General features: G+C 43.2%; 19 protein-coding genes and 5 pseudogenes. 19 read left to right on the top strand and 5 right to left on the bottom strand.

Annotated elements, in window-relative coordinates:
• Nucleotides 1-651 precede the first annotated feature (651 nt).
• The 13 genes and pseudogenes from JCM19037_RS10980 (at nt 652) to JCM19037_RS10930 (ending at nt 8305) form a co-directional block, all read left to right on the top strand.
• On the top strand, nt 652-1203 hold the full coding sequence (locus JCM19037_RS10980) for a nucleotidyltransferase domain-containing protein (RefSeq protein WP_081829245.1): 552 nt from the start codon (nt 652-654) through the stop codon (nt 1201-1203).
• 158 nt (nt 1204-1361) lie between these two features.
• Nucleotides 1362-1511 (top strand): hypothetical protein, encoded by a 150-nt coding sequence (locus JCM19037_RS25780; RefSeq protein WP_193744739.1) that lies wholly within the window; start codon nt 1362-1364, stop codon nt 1509-1511.
• A gap of 81 nt (nt 1512-1592) precedes the next feature.
• Complete coding sequence (locus JCM19037_RS10975; RefSeq protein ID WP_042401004.1) at nt 1593-2714, top strand: mechanosensitive ion channel family protein; 1122 nt, start codon at nt 1593-1595, stop codon at nt 2712-2714.
• Nucleotides 2715-2790: 76 nt separating this feature from the next.
• Complete coding sequence (gene dapD / locus JCM19037_RS10970; RefSeq protein WP_042400989.1) at nt 2791-3510, top strand: 2,3,4,5-tetrahydropyridine-2,6-dicarboxylate N-acetyltransferase; 720 nt, start codon at nt 2791-2793, stop codon at nt 3508-3510.
• A 60-nt stretch (nt 3511-3570) separates the two neighbouring features.
• Nucleotides 3571-4700 (top strand): annotated as a pseudogene (locus tag JCM19037_RS10965) (N-acetyldiaminopimelate deacetylase).
• 116 nt (nt 4701-4816) lie between these two features.
• Nucleotides 4817-5257: a glycerophosphodiester phosphodiesterase family protein gene (locus tag JCM19037_RS22720; RefSeq protein WP_052363795.1), complete on the top strand. Its 441-nt coding sequence runs from the start codon at nt 4817-4819 to the stop codon at nt 5255-5257.
• The gene (locus JCM19037_RS30090; protein ID WP_052363794.1) at nt 5254-5523 is read left to right on the top strand and encodes a glycerophosphodiester phosphodiesterase family protein; all 270 of its coding nucleotides are present in this window, start codon (nt 5254-5256) and stop codon (nt 5521-5523) included. Before JCM19037_RS22720 ends, JCM19037_RS30090 begins: the two co-directional genes overlap by 4 nt.
• 45 nt (nt 5524-5568) lie before the next feature.
• Entirely contained in the window at nt 5569-5844 is a 276-nt protein-coding gene (locus JCM19037_RS10955; RefSeq protein WP_042400986.1) for a PhoU domain-containing protein, read from the top strand.
• 5 nt (nt 5845-5849) lie between these two features.
• The gene (locus JCM19037_RS10950) at nt 5850-6248 is read left to right on the top strand and encodes a phosphate uptake regulator PhoU (protein ID WP_052363793.1); all 399 of its coding nucleotides are present in this window, start codon (nt 5850-5852) and stop codon (nt 6246-6248) included.
• Nucleotides 6229-6542: pseudogene (locus tag JCM19037_RS10945) on the top strand (Na/Pi symporter); the annotation flags it as partial. The gene JCM19037_RS10950 and the pseudogene JCM19037_RS10945, both read left to right, overlap by 20 nt.
• A 52-nt stretch (nt 6543-6594) precedes the next feature.
• Nucleotides 6595-6915, top strand: coding sequence for a Na/Pi symporter (locus JCM19037_RS10940; protein ID WP_081829241.1), 321 nt, complete (start codon nt 6595-6597; stop codon nt 6913-6915).
• The gene (locus JCM19037_RS10935) at nt 6869-7813 is read left to right on the top strand and encodes a PhoU domain-containing protein (protein WP_152549035.1); all 945 of its coding nucleotides are present in this window, start codon (nt 6869-6871) and stop codon (nt 7811-7813) included. The genes JCM19037_RS10940 and JCM19037_RS10935 overlap by 47 nt, the downstream gene beginning before the upstream one ends.
• A gap of 66 nt (nt 7814-7879) precedes the next feature.
• A complete protein-coding gene (locus JCM19037_RS10930) occupies nt 7880-8305 on the top strand; it encodes a TlpA disulfide reductase family protein (RefSeq protein WP_042400976.1) in 426 nt (141 codons plus the stop codon).
• Between the two features lie 36 nt (nt 8306-8341).
• Here JCM19037_RS10930 and rnjA read toward each other — a convergent pair whose 3' ends face one another.
• Both rnjA and JCM19037_RS10920 read right to left on the bottom strand, forming a co-directional pair.
• Nucleotides 8342-10009, bottom strand: a complete 1668-nt coding sequence (gene rnjA, locus JCM19037_RS10925) for a ribonuclease J1 (RefSeq protein ID WP_042400974.1) — start codon at nt 10007-10009, stop codon at nt 8342-8344.
• Nucleotides 10009-10218, bottom strand: a complete 210-nt coding sequence (locus JCM19037_RS10920; RefSeq protein WP_042400973.1) for a DNA-dependent RNA polymerase subunit epsilon — start codon at nt 10216-10218, stop codon at nt 10009-10011. Before JCM19037_RS10920 ends, rnjA begins: the two co-directional genes overlap by 1 nt.
• Nucleotides 10219-10686: 468 nt before the next feature.
• Between JCM19037_RS10920 and JCM19037_RS25770 the strand changes: the two are divergent.
• A pseudogene (locus tag JCM19037_RS25770) lies at nt 10687-11459 on the top strand (Cof-type HAD-IIB family hydrolase).
• A 47-nt stretch (nt 11460-11506) separates the two neighbouring features.
• Here the strand turns inward: JCM19037_RS25770 and def are convergent.
• Together def and JCM19037_RS24325 are read right to left on the bottom strand one after the other, a co-directional pair.
• Nucleotides 11507-12057, bottom strand: a pseudogene (def, locus tag JCM19037_RS10910) (peptide deformylase).
• A 159-nt stretch (nt 12058-12216) separates the two neighbouring features.
• Nucleotides 12217-12375: a YjcZ family sporulation protein gene (locus JCM19037_RS24325; protein WP_081829240.1), complete on the bottom strand. Its 159-nt coding sequence runs from the start codon at nt 12373-12375 to the stop codon at nt 12217-12219.
• A gap of 202 nt (nt 12376-12577) precedes the next feature.
• Between JCM19037_RS24325 and JCM19037_RS29005 the strand changes: the two are divergent.
• From JCM19037_RS29005 to lpdA, 5 genes and pseudogenes are all read left to right on the top strand, one after another.
• Nucleotides 12578-13227: pseudogene (locus JCM19037_RS29005) on the top strand (YkyA family protein).
• Between the two features lie 1972 nt (nt 13228-15199).
• Nucleotides 15200-16282 carry a pyruvate dehydrogenase (acetyl-transferring) E1 component subunit alpha gene (gene pdhA, locus JCM19037_RS10895; RefSeq protein WP_042400964.1) on the top strand — a complete coding sequence of 361 codons (1083 nt, stop codon included), beginning with the start codon at nt 15200-15202 and terminating at the stop codon, nt 16280-16282.
• A 2-nt stretch (nt 16283-16284) separates the two neighbouring features.
• Nucleotides 16285-17262 carry an alpha-ketoacid dehydrogenase subunit beta gene (locus JCM19037_RS10890; protein ID WP_042400962.1) on the top strand — a complete coding sequence of 326 codons (978 nt, stop codon included), beginning with the start codon at nt 16285-16287 and terminating at the stop codon, nt 17260-17262.
• A 30-nt stretch (nt 17263-17292) separates the two neighbouring features.
• Nucleotides 17293-18588 (top strand): dihydrolipoamide acetyltransferase family protein, encoded by a 1296-nt coding sequence (locus tag JCM19037_RS10885; RefSeq protein ID WP_042400959.1) that lies wholly within the window; start codon nt 17293-17295, stop codon nt 18586-18588.
• Between the two features lie 3 nt (nt 18589-18591).
• Entirely contained in the window at nt 18592-20001 is a 1410-nt protein-coding gene (gene lpdA / locus JCM19037_RS10880) for a dihydrolipoyl dehydrogenase (protein WP_042400954.1), read from the top strand.
• A 107-nt stretch (nt 20002-20108) separates the two neighbouring features.
• On the opposite strand, the gene JCM19037_RS10875 is transcribed toward lpdA, so the two are convergent.
• On the bottom strand, nt 20109-20510 hold the full coding sequence (locus JCM19037_RS10875; RefSeq protein ID WP_042400952.1) for a hypothetical protein: 402 nt from the start codon (nt 20508-20510) through the stop codon (nt 20109-20111).
• Nucleotides 20511-20674: the final 164 nt, after the last annotated feature.

The following is a 20674-nucleotide window of genomic DNA, read 5'->3' as shown; positions in this document are numbered from 1 at the left end:
CTATGATTACGACTACGACTATGATTATGACCGTTGTTACAAAAAGAAAGACAAATGTGACAAAGATCGTGGAGAGCGTTGCCGCATTAAGTTTGAAATCGAGTGCGACGACTAATAAGGACGTGAGGGAAGCAGTTTTATAACTGCTTCCCCTTTACAGGATCGAAAGAAAGGAAATGAAAATATGAACCAATCAAGACATTATTGGACAGGATGTTCTTGTCGAAAGAAGCATTCGGATAAGGGAAGTTCCTGCTATCATAGTGGCTATCAAAAGCCTGCCCCGCCGTGGTATCCTTCGTGGTACAATGGCAAACCAGAGCCAAAACCAAAGGCAAAACCAAAGGCAAAACCAGACAAAAAACGGAAAACGAGAAGTCGCTTAAAAGGGTCTATTATTGTTGAGTGTGATTAAAGTAGTTGTATATGGAATTTCGCTAGATATAGGTAAGACCATTACTAGTTTTTCAAAGATAATCATAGAATAATAAGGCAAGCAAAAACGTCATCCGCCGGACGTCTTGCTTGTAAAGATTGGCTCTGTCATACCTCCCAGGTCTGTAATCATGGCATGTAATTCCCTCCAACACATTGAACGGAACTTTTGAAACGGGGTCATTGACTCCGTTCTTTTTATCTGTTGTATGACAAATGACATACTTCCCATTGCAAGTGGAACGACAATCGATTACGATATTGATAAGTATCATTACATCATTACAACATGGATGGGGGAAGATGCTGGATATGGACGACCAGATTGACGATTATTTGGACCGCCTTGCCACAACGTTGCAATCATTGTTGAAAAAACAACTCACAGGGGTGTATTTGAGTGGATCGCTCGTTATGGACGATTGGATTCCGACGAATAGCGACGTGGATGTGATGTGCATTGTGGACCGTCCGCTTAAAGATTCTGTGAAACTGAAGTTGGTCGACCAATTAGCTGAGGAGAGGTTGGTTCCTCCAGGTTTAGGTTTGGAGCTTGTGTTCGTATTAGAAGATGAGGTGTTAAAACCGCATTCTCTTCCGTCTTACGAATACGTGCTCACATTTCAACGAGATATCGGTGTAAAGGTGAAAGAAGAAGGGATGGACGAAGGGTTATTGATGGACTTTACCATCTGTTATCAATCTGGAAAAACTCTCATCGGAAAACCGATTGAAGAAGTATTTGGGGTCGTGCCAAACCATGGTTGAATGAGGCCATGAAAGGGTCGCTTCGTTGGCATAAGGCACATGTTTTTCACCCATTTTATGATCCGTATGGTCACGAAGCTGTTTTGAATGCTTGTCGCACATGGTGCTTTAAAGAAAACGCCGGATGACGTCAAAAACGAAAGGGCGCGCTATGGGCTTTGTCGCGATGGTCCGACTCTGATGTTGTGTCTCACGCACTTTCCATTCGGGAAGGGTCACGAACCGATCGATTAGACGAAGAGCGGGTGCATGCGATTCTTGATCATGTAATGATGATGCAAAGTACCAAGTTAAAAGCATTCATTTAACATATAGGATAAATAAGTGAGAGGGTCTTCTGACTCTCTATTTTTTCGTTTTTTTAGACCGGAGGGATTTCATTGTTAGATATGTACCACGACTGGATTGCCATGTATCCGTGGCTACAATATGTCGTCGCATTTATAATCATTATGTTCTTTTTATTTCTTAGAAAAGTGTTCACCCGTTATGTTTTCGCTTTTATTTTGCGGCTATCACGAAAAAGCAAAAGTGAACTACTTCCGAATATCTTGTTGTCATTTCAACGACCGGTTCGTTTTTTCTTTGTGATATTAGGTTTGTATCTTGCGATTCAATACTTAGTGCCAGATGATCCGACAGCAGCTGTTGAAAGGCGAATGGAAGTTGTGAACACGTTCTTTCGTTCCAGTGTGATCTTAATGTTCGGCTGGGGGTTCTTTAACGTATCTGGAACATCTTCTAATCTGTTTAAGAAGTTAAGCATGCGCCTCGATTCCGGGGAAGACAGTATGCTCGTACCTTTCCTTTCCAAGTTGTTACGCGTATTGATCGTCGCGCTAACTGTCGTGGTTATTCTCGATACGTTTGGTTTTGATATTAACGGTTTTGTTGCCGGTCTAGGGCTTGGTGGTCTTGCTTTTGCTCTTGCAGCTCAAGACACGATTGGCAACTTGTTTGGCGGTATCATTATCGTTACAGAGAAGCCCTTTAAAAAAGATGATTGGATTGAGACGCCAACCGTTGAAGGAATTGTAGAAGACATTTCTTTTCGGAGTACAAAGGTCAGAACGTTTTCTGAAGGGCTCGTTACAGTGCCCAACTCAACACTCGCTCACGAACCGATCACGAATTGGTCTGAGATGACGAAGCGACAAATCGCTTTTGAAATTCAATTTCGATATGATACTCCGATGGAATCGTTAAAAGTGGCTAGAGAGCGGATTGAAAGTGAATTGAAAGGAAATGAAGCGATCAATCAGGAAACGATCTTCGTCCGTTTGCACGAGTTGCAAGAATCTGGCATTGAACTAATGTTCTACTTGTTCACGAATACGACAAACTGGGAAGAATGGTTAAAAGTTAAAGAGCAGCTGAACTTGCGGATTTTGGAAATCCTCCGTGAGGAAAATGTCGACTTTGCAATGCCTTCTCAAGACTTGTACATCAACGATGAGTTGCACTTACTCACAGAAGGTCCAGATGACAAATTAGAGGACAAGCAGTCGTAATGCTTTTGTTCAATGCAGTGTTATGATAATCTAGAATAGGAAAAAATGATACGAATGATCGTTTGGAGGATGAACCATGAAAATGATGGATGGACATGAAATTGTAAAGTTTATTTCTGAAAGCGAGAAATCAACTCCGGTAAAAGTGTACATTAACGGAGATGTTCGTGATATGAATTTTGGCGAAGACGCAAAAGTCTTCCCTAATGAGTCAGGTGCAGTTGTTTTCGGAGAGTGGAAGGCGATTCAAGAAACTCTTCTAGAAAATGAAGCAAAGATTCGAGACTATGTCGTCGAAAATGATCGACGGAATTCGGCAATTCCATTGCTTGATATGAAGAATATTAAAGCACGAATTGAGCCAGGTGCGATTATCCGTGACCAAGTCATTATCGGTGACAATTCCGTCATTATGATGGGGGCTAGCATCAACATCGGAGCCGTAGTAGGTGAAGGTACGATGATTGATATGAACGTCGTTATGGGTGGTCGTGCAACCGTCGGCAAAAACTGCCATATCGGAGCTGGAGCCGTACTCGCAGGAGTTGTTGAACCGCCATCTGCACAGCCAGTGATCGTCGAAGATGAGGTTGTTATTGGTGCGAACGCTGTAATCTTGGAAGGTGTTCGTGTTGGAAAAGGCGCTGTTGTTGCAGCAGGCGCAATTGTTACTGAAGATGTTCCAGAGAATGTTGTTGTTGCTGGAACGCCTGCACGTGTCATCAAAGACATTGATGAAGGTACGCGTGGGAAAACAGAAATTAAAGCAGAGCTTCGTAAGCTTAAAGAAGACTAAACATGAGTTAAAACTCCCGGTCAACATGAGCGGGAGTTTCTTTATAGGGGGAGCATTGCCATGTATACGAAGGAACAGATGTATCACATTCGCCAAGAGCTTCATCAGATTCCTGAAGAAGGGTTTAAGGAGTGGGAAACGAGCAAAACGCTCCGTCATTATCTTGATAACTTAGACCAGAAATATATGCGCATCATCGAATGGCAAACAGGTTACTTTGTGAACATCAATGGGTATGCACCTGAACAAACGATTGGGTACCGGACTGATATTGATGGTCTACCGATGGCAGAACAAACGGGCTTGCCCTATTCATCTGTACATGAAGGTATATGCACGCGTGTGGACATGACTTGCATATGACGATCGCGCTTTCGCTCCTTTCATACTTTAGTGAGCAGCAACCAAAAGACAATCTCCTGTTTATCTTTCAGCCGGCAGAAGAAGGACCGGGCGGGGCAGAACCGATGATTCAGAGTAAAGAATATGAAGCTTTGCGCCCGGATTGGATGATGGCTCTGCACGTCCATCCTCATCTAGCGGTCGGGACAGTGGCCACGAAAGAAGGGCTGTTGTTTGCGAATACGGCAGAGTTTAATCTCCATTTGCGCGGGAAAAGTGGACATGCCGCTTATCCGCATGAAGCGAATGATATGGTTGTAGCGTCTAGTTACTTAATTACGCAGTTGCAGTCGGTCATCTCCCGTAGAATTGACCCGATTGATAGTGCGGTTATCTCGATTGGAAAGCTCGAAAGCGGTACGAAGGAGAACATTGTCGCCTCTCGCGCAAGCACGGAAGGGACGATTCGCACGCTTTCAAAAGAATCAATGGATCGTGTGCAAAAACATGTCACAAGCATGTGCCGAGGCATTGCTGTAAGTTTTGATTGTGAAGTTGTGATTGAATGGGGCTCAGCATACAAACAAGTGTGGAACGATGCAACGAAAACGAACGATTTCATAAATTGGACGAAAAAGCAACCAAACGTTCAATTTGTTGAATCTGAGCGCGCCATGACTGGGGAAGATTTCGGCTTTTTCTTAGACGACGTGCCAGGTTTTATGTTTTGGCTCGGTGTTGATGGAGAAGCTGGATTACATGAACCTACGTTAAATCCAAAAGAAGAAGCGATCCCCGTAGCAGTTGAGCATGTGATTGGCTACCTACACGAAGCGATGAACAAATAAGCGAAAGAGCGGGACACGTTCAATGATTGGTGTGTCCCGCATATCGCCTACATTGACAACTTTATCGAGGTTCACTAAAATTAACGTCATAGCAATTGTTGAGAGGAAGATTCATTTTGTATATTGCTCATCGCGGTTATTCAGCAAATGCCCCGGAAAATACAGTAGCTGCATTTCAACAAGCCGTTCATAAAGGAGCAGATGGCATTGAGTTAGATGTGCACCGATCATTGGATGGGGAATTAATCGTCATTCATGATGAATGGATTAACCGGACAACGAATGGTGAAGGGAAAGTCGCGGATATGACACTGGGTCAATTAAAGGCGCACGATGCTGGAAGTTGGTATAGCGAAGCTTATAGAGGTGAGAAGATCCCAACATTGTCAGAAGTGTTTGAATGCATGCCGAAAGAAACAGTCATCAACGTTGAGATTAAAAACATCCCTTCCTTTTATGAAGGGATTGAAGAGCTGGTCGTGCAAGCGATCCAAACCTACGAACGTATGGAACTACGATTGTTTCTTCCTTTGATCATCATTCTCTTGTTCGCGTGAAAGAAAGGGCTGCAAATGTTCACATCGGGCTTTTGTTAAATTCCAGAATTGTAAAAATAGAAAATTATTTACGTTCCTTTCAACCGTATTCGGTCTATTCGGTACATCCACACTTTCGTACCATTCAAGCGGAGGATGTTCTAGACTTCAAATCCAACAACCTCAAGGTTTTTCCGTACACCGTAAATGAGCAAAGTGATTTGTCAGCGATGAAGCAGTTCGGAGTAGATGGGATCATCTCAGACAGTATCATGGGTGAATCATGATTTTAGAGCCCTTTTCATACGCTCTAATAAGAGAGGTGGGCTCACATGTACAAAATGAAATATTTTCATCAAGAAATGAGAAAGATCGAAAAACAATTATACAAAATGGGAGTGGCGACGAAAGTGCAAATGGAGCGTGTTCCTACTGCACTGTTTTCCAAAGACGAAAAACACGCCACCCAGCTCATCTCTGAAGATGAAACGATTGATCGCTTTGATCAACAAGTGCACACTGATGTATTGAATTTGATTATGCTCCAGCCCCCGCTGCCTCACGAGCTGCGTGTCCTTACATCAATGATGAGGGTAGCGAGGAACTAGAGCGAATGGGTGATCAAATTGTGAACATTGCCGAAATTGCTAAGGAACGAACGACCGATCCAAAAGCGCAATTCAATAGTGAAAAAGTTGAACAAGCTGTTCGTGAAATGAATCACATTAGTCTAGAAATGATGTCACATGCGCTTTCAATGATGAAAGAACAAGACTATCAAGACTACGACGCGCTTGAACAGCAAGATGAGCACGTCGATGCGTTATTCTATACGATGCAAAAACAGTTATCCACAGAGATGAAACAAGACCCTTTACGAATTGATTCGCTAGCGCCTTTTTTTCTTGTTGCGAGATACCAAGAGCGAATTGCGGACCATGTCGTTAACATTGTTCGCAAGTTAAAGGAAAGTCAAGAAGAAGGTGTCGTGTATGGATTGGATTCAGATTAGTCTCCAACTGCTTGGGGGACTTGCGATCTTTTTGTATGGCATGTGGATTGCGAGTGACGGGTTAAAACAGTCCGCGTCTAACCACCTTAAAGTTTTTCTTCAAAAAGTTACGAAGAACCAATTTTATGGTGCGATCGCAGGCATTGTTTTGGCGGCTGTTATGCAATCATCAACTGCTGCGACCGTAATGACGGTCGCTTTGTCAATGCCGGCCTGATTAGCTTACGAAGAGCACTTGGTATTATGTTAGGCTCAGCCGTTGGAACGACCATTACTGTTCAGCTCATTGCATTTAGCATTACCGATTACGCTTGCGTTTGTGACGCTTGGGGTTTTGTTATTTCTTATGAATGTGAAAATGCGTGCATACGGGTCAATCGTTCTCGGGTTTGGCTTTGTGTTTTTTGGAATGGGGATTATGACTGCGGCGATGGAGCCGTTGCAAACGGACCCGGTATTTATGGAATACTTAGCTGCCATTTCTGAGCAACCCTTGTTAGCCGTCGTTGTCGCTGCCTTATTTACCGCAATTGTTCAAAACAGTGCAGCCACCATTGCCCTTGCGATGGCCCTTGCTGCCAACGGTTCAATTAGCCTAGAAGCAGGCGTTGCCATCGTTTATGGTGCGAATTTCGGTACGGTATTTACTGCCTCATCTCAAGCGTGACGGCTTCGAAAGATGCCCAACGTGCGGCGGTAGCCATGCAATTTTTAAAGGAATCGGTGTGCTCATCTTTTTGCCGTTAACGAGCGTTTTTGTTGCAATTTTACCGCTATTTGGTGGGGAGATAGAACGGCAAATTGCGAACTCCCATACGTTATTTAATCTCGTGAACTTGTTTATACTGCTGCCGTTTTGCGACCGATTTGCGGTGTGGATGACCAAGCTCATGCCGAAAAAGGAATTGCCGTCTAAATACGTAAAACACCTGGATCGGGATGCAAGTGCGATACCGGCGGTCGGCTTGTTGCAGGCGAGAAAAGAGCTTGAAGTCGTGACCGAACGAGTGAGTGAGCACATGTTTCCGCATTTACTCAGCATGATTGAAGATGATAAAGCTCGTCAACAAGTCGTTCAACAAGAGAGAATCATTGATGTCGTCTATAAAGCTACCTATCATCATTTGCAAAGAATTATGGAGAATAACTTAAATGATAAAGAATCTGAGGAAGCATTAAAATTATTGTATGTAAACAATGATCTCGAACGTTTGACAAATGTGATGAAAGAGATGGCAAGGGCAATGAATAAGTTGGAGAACAAACATAAAATGCTGAATGATTGGGAGCGTGAAAAAATTCAGCAGTTGTTTGAAGAAGTCGAACAAGGGTTTTCCCATGCGTCAAAAGCCTTTTCGAACAATCGAGAAGAAGAGGCATTACAAGTCATCTATAACAACCCAAAAATCCAGCGAATGGAAAGAGAAATGCGATATGAACATTTCTATTATGGTTCAGGTTCAAGCAGTACGGTAAGTGTTGTTTTCTCGGATCTGATGAACTTAATGCTTCGCATTCACCAGCATAGTGTAAACATGTCACATACGATGCTAGGGATGGTCTAACTTCTCGGAACAAAAGCTCCCCATGTTGAGTAAGATAATTGAAACACCGAGAAGGGGGAGCTTAATATGGGTTTAAAAATTGGTTCATCTATGCCAGATCTAACAGCCAATGTAAAGTGGCTGAATCAGCTACCGCCTAGAGCGACTCATGACCAACCTTACCTCGTCCACTTTTGGACGTTAAGTTGTGCTTCTTGTTTAACGACATTGCCGGACGTGTCCGCGTTAATGAAGAAGTACGAATCTCACATACATGCCGTTTCGGTTAATTTAGAGCCAGAAGATGATGCGGAAGTGACGGAGCAAGCAAAAAGGGCCGGTCTGGACGCACCTCTTGCTATTGATGAAGAAGCACTGCTATCAGATGCATTTGGCTACAATTTCATTCCTGCATTTTATTTGTTTGATGCATCAGGACAGATGAGGTACTTTCAACAAGGTCAAGATCACCTCGGCACATTAGAACAAAGAATTAAACGGTTGTTACGATAAAAACAGCGATTTCCAATTGGAAATCGCTGTACGTCGTTATACTTCCATAATGATCGGTAAAATCATCGGTTTGCGTTTTGTTTTCTCGTAAAGGAATGGAGAGAGAAGCTCGATAATCTCGTTCTTAATCTCTGACCATTGTGTTGTTTTTTGGTCCATGAGCTCACGAAGGTGCTTGTCTAACATCTTTTGGGCGTCGTGAATGAGGTGAGATGACTCACGCATATATACAAACCCACGAGAAATAATGTCAGGGCCAGCAGATACTTTAAAGTTCGTCATGTCGAGTGATACGACGACGACGACGAGGCCTTCTTCTGACAAGATTCTACGGTCACGTAAGACGATGTTTCCGATGTCACCAATGCCATTACCGTCGACATAAACAGAGCCTGAAGGAACTTTACCGATTTTTTTCGCTTCATCTTTCTTCAGTGCTAATACTTCTCCAATATCCATAATAAAGATATTTTCTTCGGCAATGCCGCAATCAATCGCAAGTTTTTTGTGGCTCACGAGCATGCGGTACTCCCCGTGAATTGGGAAGAAGTATTTCGGTTTCATCAAACGAAGCATGAGCTTTTGCTCTTCTTGGCTACCGTGACCTGATGTATGAATATCATTTAATGACCCGTGAATGACATTCGCACCTGCACGGAACAGTTGGTTAATAATCTTGTTGACACTTAGCGTATTACCAGGAATTGGCGAGCTCGAGAACACAACGGTATCGCCAGGAATAATTTGAATCTGACGGTGTGTTCCGTGAGCAATTCGAGACAATGCCGCCATTGGCTCTCCTTGAGATCCGGTGCAAAGAATCGTAATTTCGTTGTCGGGAATTCGACTTAATTGATTCGTCTCGACAAACGTATCTTTAGGTGCTTGAATGTAGCCGAGTTCTTGTCCAATCGTAAGGGCGGACTCCATGCTACGTCCAAATACGGCGATCTTACGCCCGTGTTTCACCGCGGATTGTACGACTTGTTGTAATCGGTGAATGTTAGAGGCAAACGTCGCGAAAATGACACGGCCATCAACTTGCCTGAAGATGTTCTCAATGCTGTCGCCGACTTTTCTTTCTGACATCGTAAAACCGGGTACTTCTGAATTTGTGCTGTCAGACAGTAAACAAAGCACACCTTCTGCACCAAGCTCAGCCATTTTTGTTAAGTTCGCAGGTTCGCCAACAGGTGTGAAGTCAAATTTAAAATCGCCAGTATGAACAATATTGCCTTCTGGTGTATTTACGACGATTCCTAACGCGTCAGGAATACTATGCGTCGTTCTAAAGAAAGATATTTTCAAGTGTTTGAAAGAGATTTCATCATCTTCGTTTAGCTCAATCATTTTCGTTCTTCGTAGCAAACCGTGCTCTTCTAATTTCCCACGTAAAAGCCCATTGGCTAATTTTCCGCCATATACTGGAACGTTAATTTCACGTAATAAATACGGAATTCCTCCGATATGGTCTTCATGGCCGTGGGTAATGAATAGCCCGACAATTTTGTCTTCGTTACGAGAGAGGTACGTATAATCAGGAATAACGTAGTCGATGCCGAGCAACTCATCTTCTGGGAACATTATTCCTGCATCAATAATAACAATCTCGTCTTTATATTCAACCGCATATGTGTTTTTGCCGATTTCGCCAAGCCCTCCAAGAGCGAAAACAGCAACTTGGTCTTGTTGCAATTGTTTCATTAGCGCTTCTCCAACTTATAGTCAGGCTTACTCTGTTCATATTCAAGATGGGCGCCTGATAATGGTTGAATAAATTCAATGTTCAATTCGTCTTTTGCTAGTTTACGTCGAACGTCACGCTCATCATTTGCTTCTACGTAGAGAGCCCCTGTTTTTTCGCGTACAGGAACCTCTTTGGCGTTCGACTGGTACATTACTTTGTAGATCACTTTGTCAAATCTCTCCTTGTTTATTAATTTATTGCTTAAGGTATACGCGGATACTCATATAAAAACGTTGCCCAATGGCAACGCTTCATAAGAGCGACCATATTCATTCATACACCATGCAAAAAAAAGAAATCCGTTCACTTATCGAGCTTATACAGTAGTCGTGGTCCCTCAGTGATTAACAATGCTCGGCCGATGTTTTTCAAAGAGGGGAGGGCACTTCCACATCACAACAAGCTCAGCAGACAGTTACCTTATTTTAGCGTATTTTCATCCGTTTAGCAAACCGCATTGGCAATTTCTCCCGTTTTGATGCGTGTTACCTTATAATTTGTGATGACTGGCTCGTTCACATACAAGTGATGTCTCGTTAATTGTTGGAAACAAAGCTAGGCGTTTTTCTTTTCAGTACGCGCACTTTCCTTCATAATGAAAGAAGCTTGATTGATTTTAGAGTGGAGTGATGGTATGAAAACAAAAGCGATTTTTCTCGACATTGATGGCACGATTTATAATGAAGATAAACAGATGTCAGATGTAACGGTTAGCGCCGTGCGAGCACTTCAAGAAAATGGACATCATGTGTTAATTGCAACGGGACGATCCCCGTTTATGTATACGTCATTAATGGAGAAGCTCGGAATCGTCTCCCACATTGGTTTAATGGCTCATACGTCGTCATTGATGGAGACGTTGTGTTAGCGAAGTCGCTTCATTCTTCTGCGTTAAAGAACATTTTCGAGATGGCACATCGTAATGACCATGCGATGGTGTTTATGGATCACACAGGAATGCGCACCGATCAATTATCCCACCCTCGTATTAAAGAGTGTATGGAAAGCTTATTGTTGCCGTATCCCCCAATTCACAAAAATCCTATGGATGGAGAAGTGTATCAAGCACTATTGTTTTCAACAAAAGGTGAGAATCCAAGCGAGTATGAACAAGCATTTTCGGAATTTGATTTCGTCAGGTGGCATGATTTATCCGTTGATATTGTTCCTGCAGGCGGTTCAAAAGCGGTCGGCATACAAAAAGCAGCGGATCTGTTAAACATATCAATGGAGGATACAGTTGCATTTGGAGACGGCTTAAACGACATTGAAATGTTACAAGCGGCAGGTGTTGGTGTTGCTATGGGAAATGGAACGGAAGAGACGAAACAAGCAGCAGATTTCATAACAAAAAGTGTCGATGAAGAAGGAATTCATGCCGGTTTAAAAGAATTAGGTCTGATCTAACTCATCATTTATAGAAAGAACGGGCCTCCTTTGAGGCCCGTTCTTTGTTATAGTGCGGTTCTAGGTACTTCTTTTTTATGAGGGCCTGCGTAGCCTTCAATTCGGTCATAAAACATAATTCCATTTAGGTGGTCCATTTCGTGTTGAACAACAATGGCCAAGTACCCTCTTAAGCGAAGAGTCACTCGTTCGCCTTCGAGTGTGTCGGCTTGTAGTTTCACACGGGCGTAACGCGGAACTTCCCCTTCAACTTCACGGTCAACCGATAGACAACCTTCCCCATTTTCCAAACTCGTCTCTTCAATAGAATGGCTCACAATTTTAGGTTAATAAAACCATAGCTATATAATTGATCTTTCTCATCGGTCGTATGAATGGCAAACATTCGTTTTGAAACACCGACTTGAGGTGCGGCAAGGCCACTGCCAGGACGTAGATCGTATTTTTCAGCGATTTCAGGGTCTTGACTGTTTTTTAGATAGTCAAGCATGTCTTGTAGTAATGCCAAATCTTCCTCGCTTAGTGGCATATCAACTTCTTTAGCCACTTCCCGGAGTACCCGGCTGCCCTCACGGACGATATTGTCCATCAGTATCATCAATTTATCCTCCTCGGTATAAAACAAAGCCGTATGAATGGTCACGGACTTGCATACGTTTTTACATACGGGCTAAGTATATCAGAAGACAACCTCTATAGACAAAAAGGAAAAAATAAAGACAGCCACCGAGTGACTGTCTCTTGAGGAAACGCTTCTTTACTTCTTGTCACCATAGCAAGCGCCAACGATGATCAACAAGATAAACAGAACGACAATTAACGCGAATCCGCGACCAGCGCCAAAACCGCCACCGCCGCCGTAGTTTCCATAACATGGGTTGCCGCCATAACCATAACCGCCATAACCATAAGACATGGAGTGAACCCTCCTTTTGTTTTCGCCTGAAGCGATACTACTCTACAATGTATGCAACTAAATCGCTTTTGACTGGATAAATGCCTATTTTTTTAGAAGGACATTTGTCTCTTAACATTTCCATATTTTTCTTTGCAAAGGTTAACATCATCCTATATGATTATTGAAGATAAGTACGTAATGAGGTGGGGGACGTTCTTTGATGAGACGATTGCTTTATGTAGGACCGTTTGTTTTAGGTACGTTACTTTTAGCTGGGTGCATGGAATCGGCTGAAGAAGAACTTATGATCAATATTGAAGGTGCCATTGAACTTGAGAACGAATTTGAAGAACAACAAACACCGTTAATTGAAGCTGAAGAACAGGAATATGAACTTTTTGAAGAGATGGTCAATCTTGGACTTCAAGACATGGATGAAATTGAAGGGCTTGTTGCACAAGCGTCAGAGCTTGCAAACGAAAGAATCAGTCGTATGGAAACAGAGCGAGAAAGCATCGTCGCCGCTTACGAGACATTTATGGAAGAAGAGTCGTTACTCGATGACTTGGAAGGTTCACTACGAGAAGATGCAGAAGCCGTTTTTGATGCGATGGAGCAGCGCTATCAAGTGCATACCGAATTATATGAAGCTATACAGATGCCGTGCAAATGGACCTCGACTTGTATGAAATGTTTCTAGATGAAGAGCTGTCTTTTGAAGAACTTGAAGACCAAATTAACCTCGTCAATGAGCAGTATCAATCCGTGAACGAATATAAAGAGCAATTCAACGAGTACACAACAACGTTCAATGAGCGGAAAGAACAATTTTACGACACGGCTGATTTCGTCATTGAAGCTGAAGAATAAAAAAAATTCTAAGCACAAAAAACTGAAAGCCGGCTGCCGTAAACGGGTAACCGGCTTTTTCTTGAGTGAAATGTATCATTGTTTGCTTTTATTTTGGAACGTTCCGCGCTCACAAGGCTTAGTATTTGGGACGGTGTGCAAGTGTGTAATCTACATCTATAGCACGTTTAATTTTCCTGATTTGTACTGTGGGAGCTTTAATTGCAATACAAGAGCAACATCGGTGGTCAAAAAACGACCACCGTGTTTTCTAGCACTCCAGAGTACAAGAGCAACATCGGTGATCAAAAAACGACCACCGTGTTTTCTAGGCACTGAAGGCAGGGCGAGCGAGCTGAAAAAATAGTGTCCCGTTCTTATATTAATGAAATAAACAATACTTCATTTGGTCATTAACACAGAGGATGAGGACGCTGAATGAGGTAGTAATCCGCTATGGTAGAGTTTTCTCAAATTTGCTTGCTTTTTAGGCTATATAAGTTGGACTAAATAATTTCTTCAAGAACCAGTGGTAAGCTAGGTAAAGTGGAAACTGTGCTCGAGTTGCCACCGAACTGTTCGCAAGTTGGGGGAAATCGCAAGAAAAGCGGTGCATTTTCCTAAACTAGGGAACAGAATAACTGAACTCGGTAACAGATGACAAAGTCACATGTACATCCTCGCCCTGAAGTATCCATATGATACCGGCGCGAGCCGCGCCGAACCGAGTCCGGTTTGGCTTCGGCCCCGCTGGGGCCGACATGTCGTTGGCACTTCAGCCTGGAATCTGCGCGCAAGTTTAAACAAACTAGCGCGCAAAATAGCAAGCAGCACCGTGCTACCCTTCCAACCCAACTGTGCAAGTAGGAAAAAATTAAGTTCTTTCTATATAGAATCTTACCATTGGTCAATCTATGGTAAGATTTTCGTCCCGCGCCCCCGAAAATGCTCAGTCCACGGAAGTGGCACGTATATGTACGGCTAATTATCATTGTAAATCCCGATCTTGTAGCCGAATGAATCTCTTTAATTTCACTCGTGTAGATTGCTATATGTCAATAAACGCTGGAACAGTCAAGGCGAAACACATAATCACTCATTCATTCCTATAACGTGAACAAGTCGCGATATAACGACATGTTCATTAGAAGGTCGCACGAGATTCAACGGCCTCGGCATGGGCGATGTGGAAATTCCCTTTTTCAGTAAGTTAAGCAAAGCTATAGGGGTGTTTTGCTACAGCATTTGAAACTACACAAGTCATACAATCCGCAGTCAAGTGTCTGCCACTGGAGACTGCGAATGATGTGTGGCACGATAGGGATGAAGCTTGACTCATTACATAGCGGGCTAATCATTGAACGCTCTTCGTCACAAACGGCCCGAAAAGAGATCAACTTCTTAGTACAAGTGTTACAAAAATGTAGTGCCGCGCTTACTTCCAAGCAACATGTTATGTAGAAAGGCTACACAGGCTATTGATTGTGTTTAAATAAGTCCACCTACCTTTAATTACGTGACAACCGCTTTACACCAACGAGAATAAGCAAACCCTCCCTCACATAGCAAGAGGCTCATGATAGGTGAATACGTAAACAAATGTCCCTATGATGATGCCTGCGTAACTAAAAGACTGGAAAGCACAAGTTTATCGAATGGTGTCGGCTCCATAAAACAGGAAATTGCTACATCTGTATTACTATTACGAAACAATTATTGGAGTATGATATATAACAGGGTTATATTTTTAGTATATTTAAAATATTACACTGGCTAAACAATAGAACTGGTTATAATACATTGACGAATGAATTGAAGATCATGTATGCTGAAATGGAGTGATTGTGTATTAGTTTTTTAGCGTGATGAATTGAAACAGAATTCTCCAAAGAAAAAGGTTGAAATCTGTTTGTTGAGGGTACGTTACAAGTAGTGACTTTTCGTACGTTCAATGATTCACGTGTGTGATAATAAATGAAAGAGGTGAGCCGTTTTGGCTGAAAAGACAATTGAAGCAGTAGAGAATAAGTTCGAAACTTTTCAGATTCTAAACGAGGACGGTAAAATCGTAAATGAAGACGCTGTTCCTGAACTAAGTGATGACGAGCTAAAAGAACTCATGAAGCGCATGGTTTATACGAGAGTTGCTGACCAACGTGCGGTTTCGTTAGGCCGTCAAGGAAGACTCGGTTTTTATGCACCAGTTGCTGGGCAAGAAGCTTCAATGCTCGGATCACATTTTGCGTTGGATAAAGAAGACTGGATTGCACCGGGATATCGTGACATTCCACAACTCATTTGGCATGGTTACCCGCTTTCAAAAGCATATCTTTTCTCTAGAGGACATTACAAAGGCGGGCAAATGGAAGGCATTAACGTCCTTATGCCACAGATCATTATCGGGGCACAAATCGTACAAGCAGCAGGAATTGCCCTAGGTCTTAAGAAAAAGAATAAAGAAAACGTCGTCATTACGTATACAGGTGATGGTGGTGCTTCACAAGGCGATTTCTATGAAGGAATGAACTTTGCAGGTGCATTTAACGCACCAGCGATTTTCGTCGTACAAAACAATCAATACGCAATTTCTGTACCTGTAGAAAAGCAAAGTGCCGCATCAACAGTTGCTCAGAAAGCTGTTGCAGCAGGTATCGAAGGCATTCAAGTAGACGGTATGGACGTGTTAGCTGTTTATTCTGCAACAAAAAAAGCGCGTGACAATGCAATTTCAGGGAACGGTCCTACCCTTATTGAAACGCTTTGTTACCGTTACGGGCCGCACTCTCTATCTGGTGACGACCCGACGAGGTATCGTACCGATGATGAGAACGACCCATGGGAGAAAAAAGATCCACTCGTTCGCTTCCGTAAATATTTGGAAGAAAAAGGGATCTGGTCTGAAGATCAAGAGAATGAGATTGTAGAGCAAGCGAAAGCGGATGTAAAAGCGGCGATTAAAGAAGCAGATGAAACGCCACGTCAAAAAGTAAGCGAACTCATTGAGATTATGGGCAACGAGCTCGGACCTAACTTACAAGAACAACTTGAATATTATCGTGCGAAGGAGTCGAAATAATTATGGCGGAAATGACAATGATTCAAGCAATTACTGAAGCCATGCGCACGGAGCTTAAAAATGACGAAAACGTCCTCCTTTTCGGTGAGGATGTGGGTCATTACGGTGGTGTATTCCGTGCCACGTCAGGTTTACAAGAAGAATTTGGTGAAGACCGCGTTTTTGATACACCGCTCGCTGAGTCTGGTATTGGTGGTCTCGCAATTGGTCTTGGTCTTACAGGTTTTCGCCCAATTATGGAGATCCAGTTTTTCGGATTCTTATTTGAAGTGATGGACGGTGTAGCAGGGCAAATGTCTCGTACGCATTACCGTTCTGGCGGTCATTACAGCAGTCCGGTTACCATTCGTGCACCATTTGGTGGGGGAGTGAAGACGCCAGAGCTACACTCCGATAGCCTCGAAGGCTTAATTGCACAAACACCAGGAATCTCTGTCGTTATTCCTTCAACTCCTTATGATGCAAAAGGACTCCTCATCTCAGCGATTCGCAGCAACGACCCTGTCGTATTCCTTGAGCACATGAAGTTGTACCGCTCATTTAAAGGAGAAGTTCCGGATGAGGAATATACGATTGAAATTGGAAAAGCAGATATTAAGCGTGAAGGAACAGATATTACGATTGTGAGCTACGGCGCAATGGTTCATGAAGCGCTAAAAGCGGCTGACAAGCTTGCTGAAGAAGACATCAATGCTGAAGTCATTGATCTGCGCACAGTAAGCCCACTCGACTTAGAAACAATCATTGAGTCCGTGAAAAAGACAAATCGTGCGATGGTCGTACAAGAAGCACAGCGTCAAGCAGGTGTTGCCGCAACCGTTTCTGCAGAAATCAGTGAGCGTGCAATTCTTCACTTAGAAGCACCTGTTGGTCGTATTGCTGCACCAGATACGGTGTATGCATTTGCTTCAGATGAAGATGCTTGGCTACCGAATGCTGAAGACATCTATGAAAAAGCGAAAGAAACGATCGAGTTTTAGTGAGCGGTAAAGAAAAGGAGGTACGAAACGATGGCATATAAATTTAAACTGCCGGATATCGGCGAAGGCATTCATGAAGGCGAAATTGTAAAATGGTTCGTCAAAGCCGGTGACAAAGTAGAAGAAGATGATGTGCTTTGTGAAGTACAAAACGATAAAGCTGTTGTGGAGATTCCATCTCCTGTCGACGGTACCGTTCTTGAGATAAAAGTAGACGAAAACACGACAACTACGGTTGGTGAAGTGATTTTGACCATTGATGACGGCAGTGGCGATGATGGCGAAGATGAAGGCGACAACGACCAAGAGCAAGAACAAAAGCAAGAGCAAGAGCAAGAGAAAAAAGAAGAGCCTTCAGATGCTAAGTCAGATGAAACGAAGTCAGCGTCAAAAGAAGAAACGTCTACTGAAGATGAGTCGAAGCGTGTTATTGCGATGCCTACGGTTCGTAAATACGCAAGAGAGAACGACGTAACGATCCAACAAGTAACCGGTAGCGGAAAAAATGGTCGTATTTTAAAAGAAGACATCGATGCCCACCTTTCTGGTGAGGGTACTTCGGCTTCTGAAGAAACAACAGAAGCAAAAGAAGAGTCTTCGGCAACGCAGACGACAACTTCGACGGTTACAGAAGAGCGTGAACCGCTAAAAGGTGTTCGTAAAGCGATTGCCAAAGCAATGGTTAACAGTAAGCATACAGCTCCACACGTTACGCACATGGATGAAGTTGAAGTAAGTGCGCTTGTTGCAAACCGTAAGAAATTCAAGCCGATTGCTGCTGACCAAGATATTAAGCTAACGTACTTGCCATATGTCGTAAAAGCGTATACGTCTGCACTGCGTGCGTATCCAGCACTCAATGCGTCGATTGACGACGAGAATGAAGAAATTGTGTACAAAAAGCAATATAATGTAGGGATTGCTGCAGACACGGATCGTGGTCTCGTTGTGCCCGTCGTTCGCGAAGCAGACCGTAAGTCTGTGTTTATGCTCGCATCCGAAATTTCAGAGCTTGCGGTGAAAGCAAGGGACGGTAAGCTTACAAGCGGCGATATGCAAGGAGGAACAAGTACCATTTCGAACGTTGGTTCTGCCAGCGGGGCATGGTTCACTCCAGTCATTAATCACCCTGAAGTAGCGATTCTTGGAATCGGAAGAATTGAAGAAAAAGCAGTTGTTGAAGACGGAGAAGTTGTCGTTCGACCAATGCTTGCTTTATCATTAAGTTATGACCACCGTTTGATTGACGGTGTGACTGCACAAAATGCTTTAAACCACGTGAAGCGTTTGCTTAACGATCCAGAACGCATAATAATGGAGGGGTAATAAATGGTAGTAGGGGATTTAGCAGAAGAAGTAGATACACTCATTATCGGATCGGGACCGGGTGGCTATGTAGCAGCCATCCGTGCCGCTCAACTTGGACAAAAAGTGACGATCGTAGAAAAAGAAGATATGGGTGGCGTTTGTTTAAACGTCGGTTGTATTCCTTCAAAAGCGTTAATTGAAGCGGGTCACCGTTTTGAAAAGGCGCATGGTACCGATGAGTTAGGCATTACGACTGAAAACGTTTCTTTAGATTTCTCTAAAGTTCAAGAGTGGAAGTCTGGCGTCGTTAAAAAGCTTACGGGTGGCGTTGAAGGACTTCTTAAAGGGAACAAAGTGAATATCGTTAAAGGCGAAGCGTATTTCTCTGCTAAGGACACGGTTCGTGTCTCTGGAGAAAACTACAATTCTCAATCGTACAAGTTTAAAAACTGTATCATTGCAACGGGCTCACGTCCAATTGAATTACCAGCGTTTCCTTTAAGCGATCGTGTCGGTACTTCTACAGGGGCACTTGCTCTTGAAGAAGTTCCAAAGCGTCTTGTCGTTATCGGCGGTGGCTATATCGGTGTTGAACTCGCTGGTGCTTATGCTAATCTTGGCAGTGAAGTTACCGTTCTTGAAGGTGAGAAGCGGATTCTTGGCGGTTTTGAAAAGCAGATGGCTCAACTTGTACAACGTCGCCTCAAGAGCAAAGGCGTTGAGTTCATTACACAAGCAAAAGCTTCAGGTGTAGAAGAAACAGATGAAGGCATTACAGTTTCTGTAGACGTTAAAGGCGAAGAGCAGAAGATTGAAGCAGACTACTTGCTCGTATCTGTTGGCCGTCGCCCAAACACTGATGAGCTTGGTCTTGAGCAAATCGGTGTTGACCTTACAGATCGTGGACTCATCAAAACAGACAAGAAACTTCGCTCAAGCGTGGACAACATTTTCGCTATCGGCGATATCGTAGACGGACCACAACTTGCTCATAAAGCATCTTATGAAGGTAAAATTGCTGCTGAAGTCATTTCAGGTGAAGCGAGTGAAGTTGATTATCTTGGTATTCCACTCGTTGCGTTCACAGAGCCCGAATTGGCATCTGTTGGCTATTCTGAAGAAGAAGCGAAAGAAGCAGGTTTTGATGCTAAAGCATCGAAATTCCCATTCCAAGCGAATGGTCGTGCCCTTTCACTTAACGATTCAGACGGTTTCATGAAGCTCATTACGCGCAGTGAAGATGGCCTTGTCATCGGTGCGCAAATTGCCGGACCTAGTGCATCAGATATGATCGCAGAAATTGGTCTTGCAATTGAAGCAGGCATGACCGCAGAAGATGTGGCGATGACGATCCATGCTCACCCAACACTAGGTGAGATTACAATGGAAGCAGCGGAAGTCGCCATCGGAACACCAATTCATATTAAATAGTTTGATCGATATAAAAATCACCGTGCCAATCTCTTGGCACGGTGATTTTTGCAAATGACAAAACAAAGAGGGGAGTTGCCGGTCGGCAATTCCCCTCTTTGTTAGGATTACTCGTAATGGTTTCTTAAGATATACATCAAGTCTTCATTCGCTAAATCACCATTTACTTGTTCGTGCGGAGGTTGACCTGCGACGAGGATAAGCGTAGGGAAACTTTCCACTTCATGGTCTTCGATAAATGTACGATGGTCATCTGCGTTTAAAATGTTAACGGCTGTTTCATTGGACCGTTCATTTTGTATGGTTAGGAGTGCTTCGTAATATTGCTTTTCAGTATCTATGTTTTCATCGTTAGAGACGAGCACAACAAATGGTTCATCATGACCCGTGTCTTCATCACTTGCGACTGCATCAAGTTCATGTATGGAACCGTGGGTACAAGAAGCAAGAACTAAGCTAAGAAGAAGTAACGAACCGAAGCGGACGAACGGTAATGTATATTGTCTCATAAAAGAGTCCTCACTCCTTATTTCTTCTCTTTATATTTATGATAGCATGTGTGAATTCCCAATTTGCTGGAATAAACAAACTGTAACACGATCGAAAGCATCGAGATGTATTTGTAACGATCAAGGAAACTTTTGCTAGTAAACACAGTTATGGAGTTGTCCGT

The sequence above is a fragment of the Geomicrobium sp. JCM 19037 genome, assembly GCF_000698105.1.
Lineage (GTDB): Bacteria > Bacillota > Bacilli > Bacillales > Marinococcaceae > Geomicrobium_A.
This window is presented reverse-complemented; position numbering and strand designations above follow the sequence as displayed.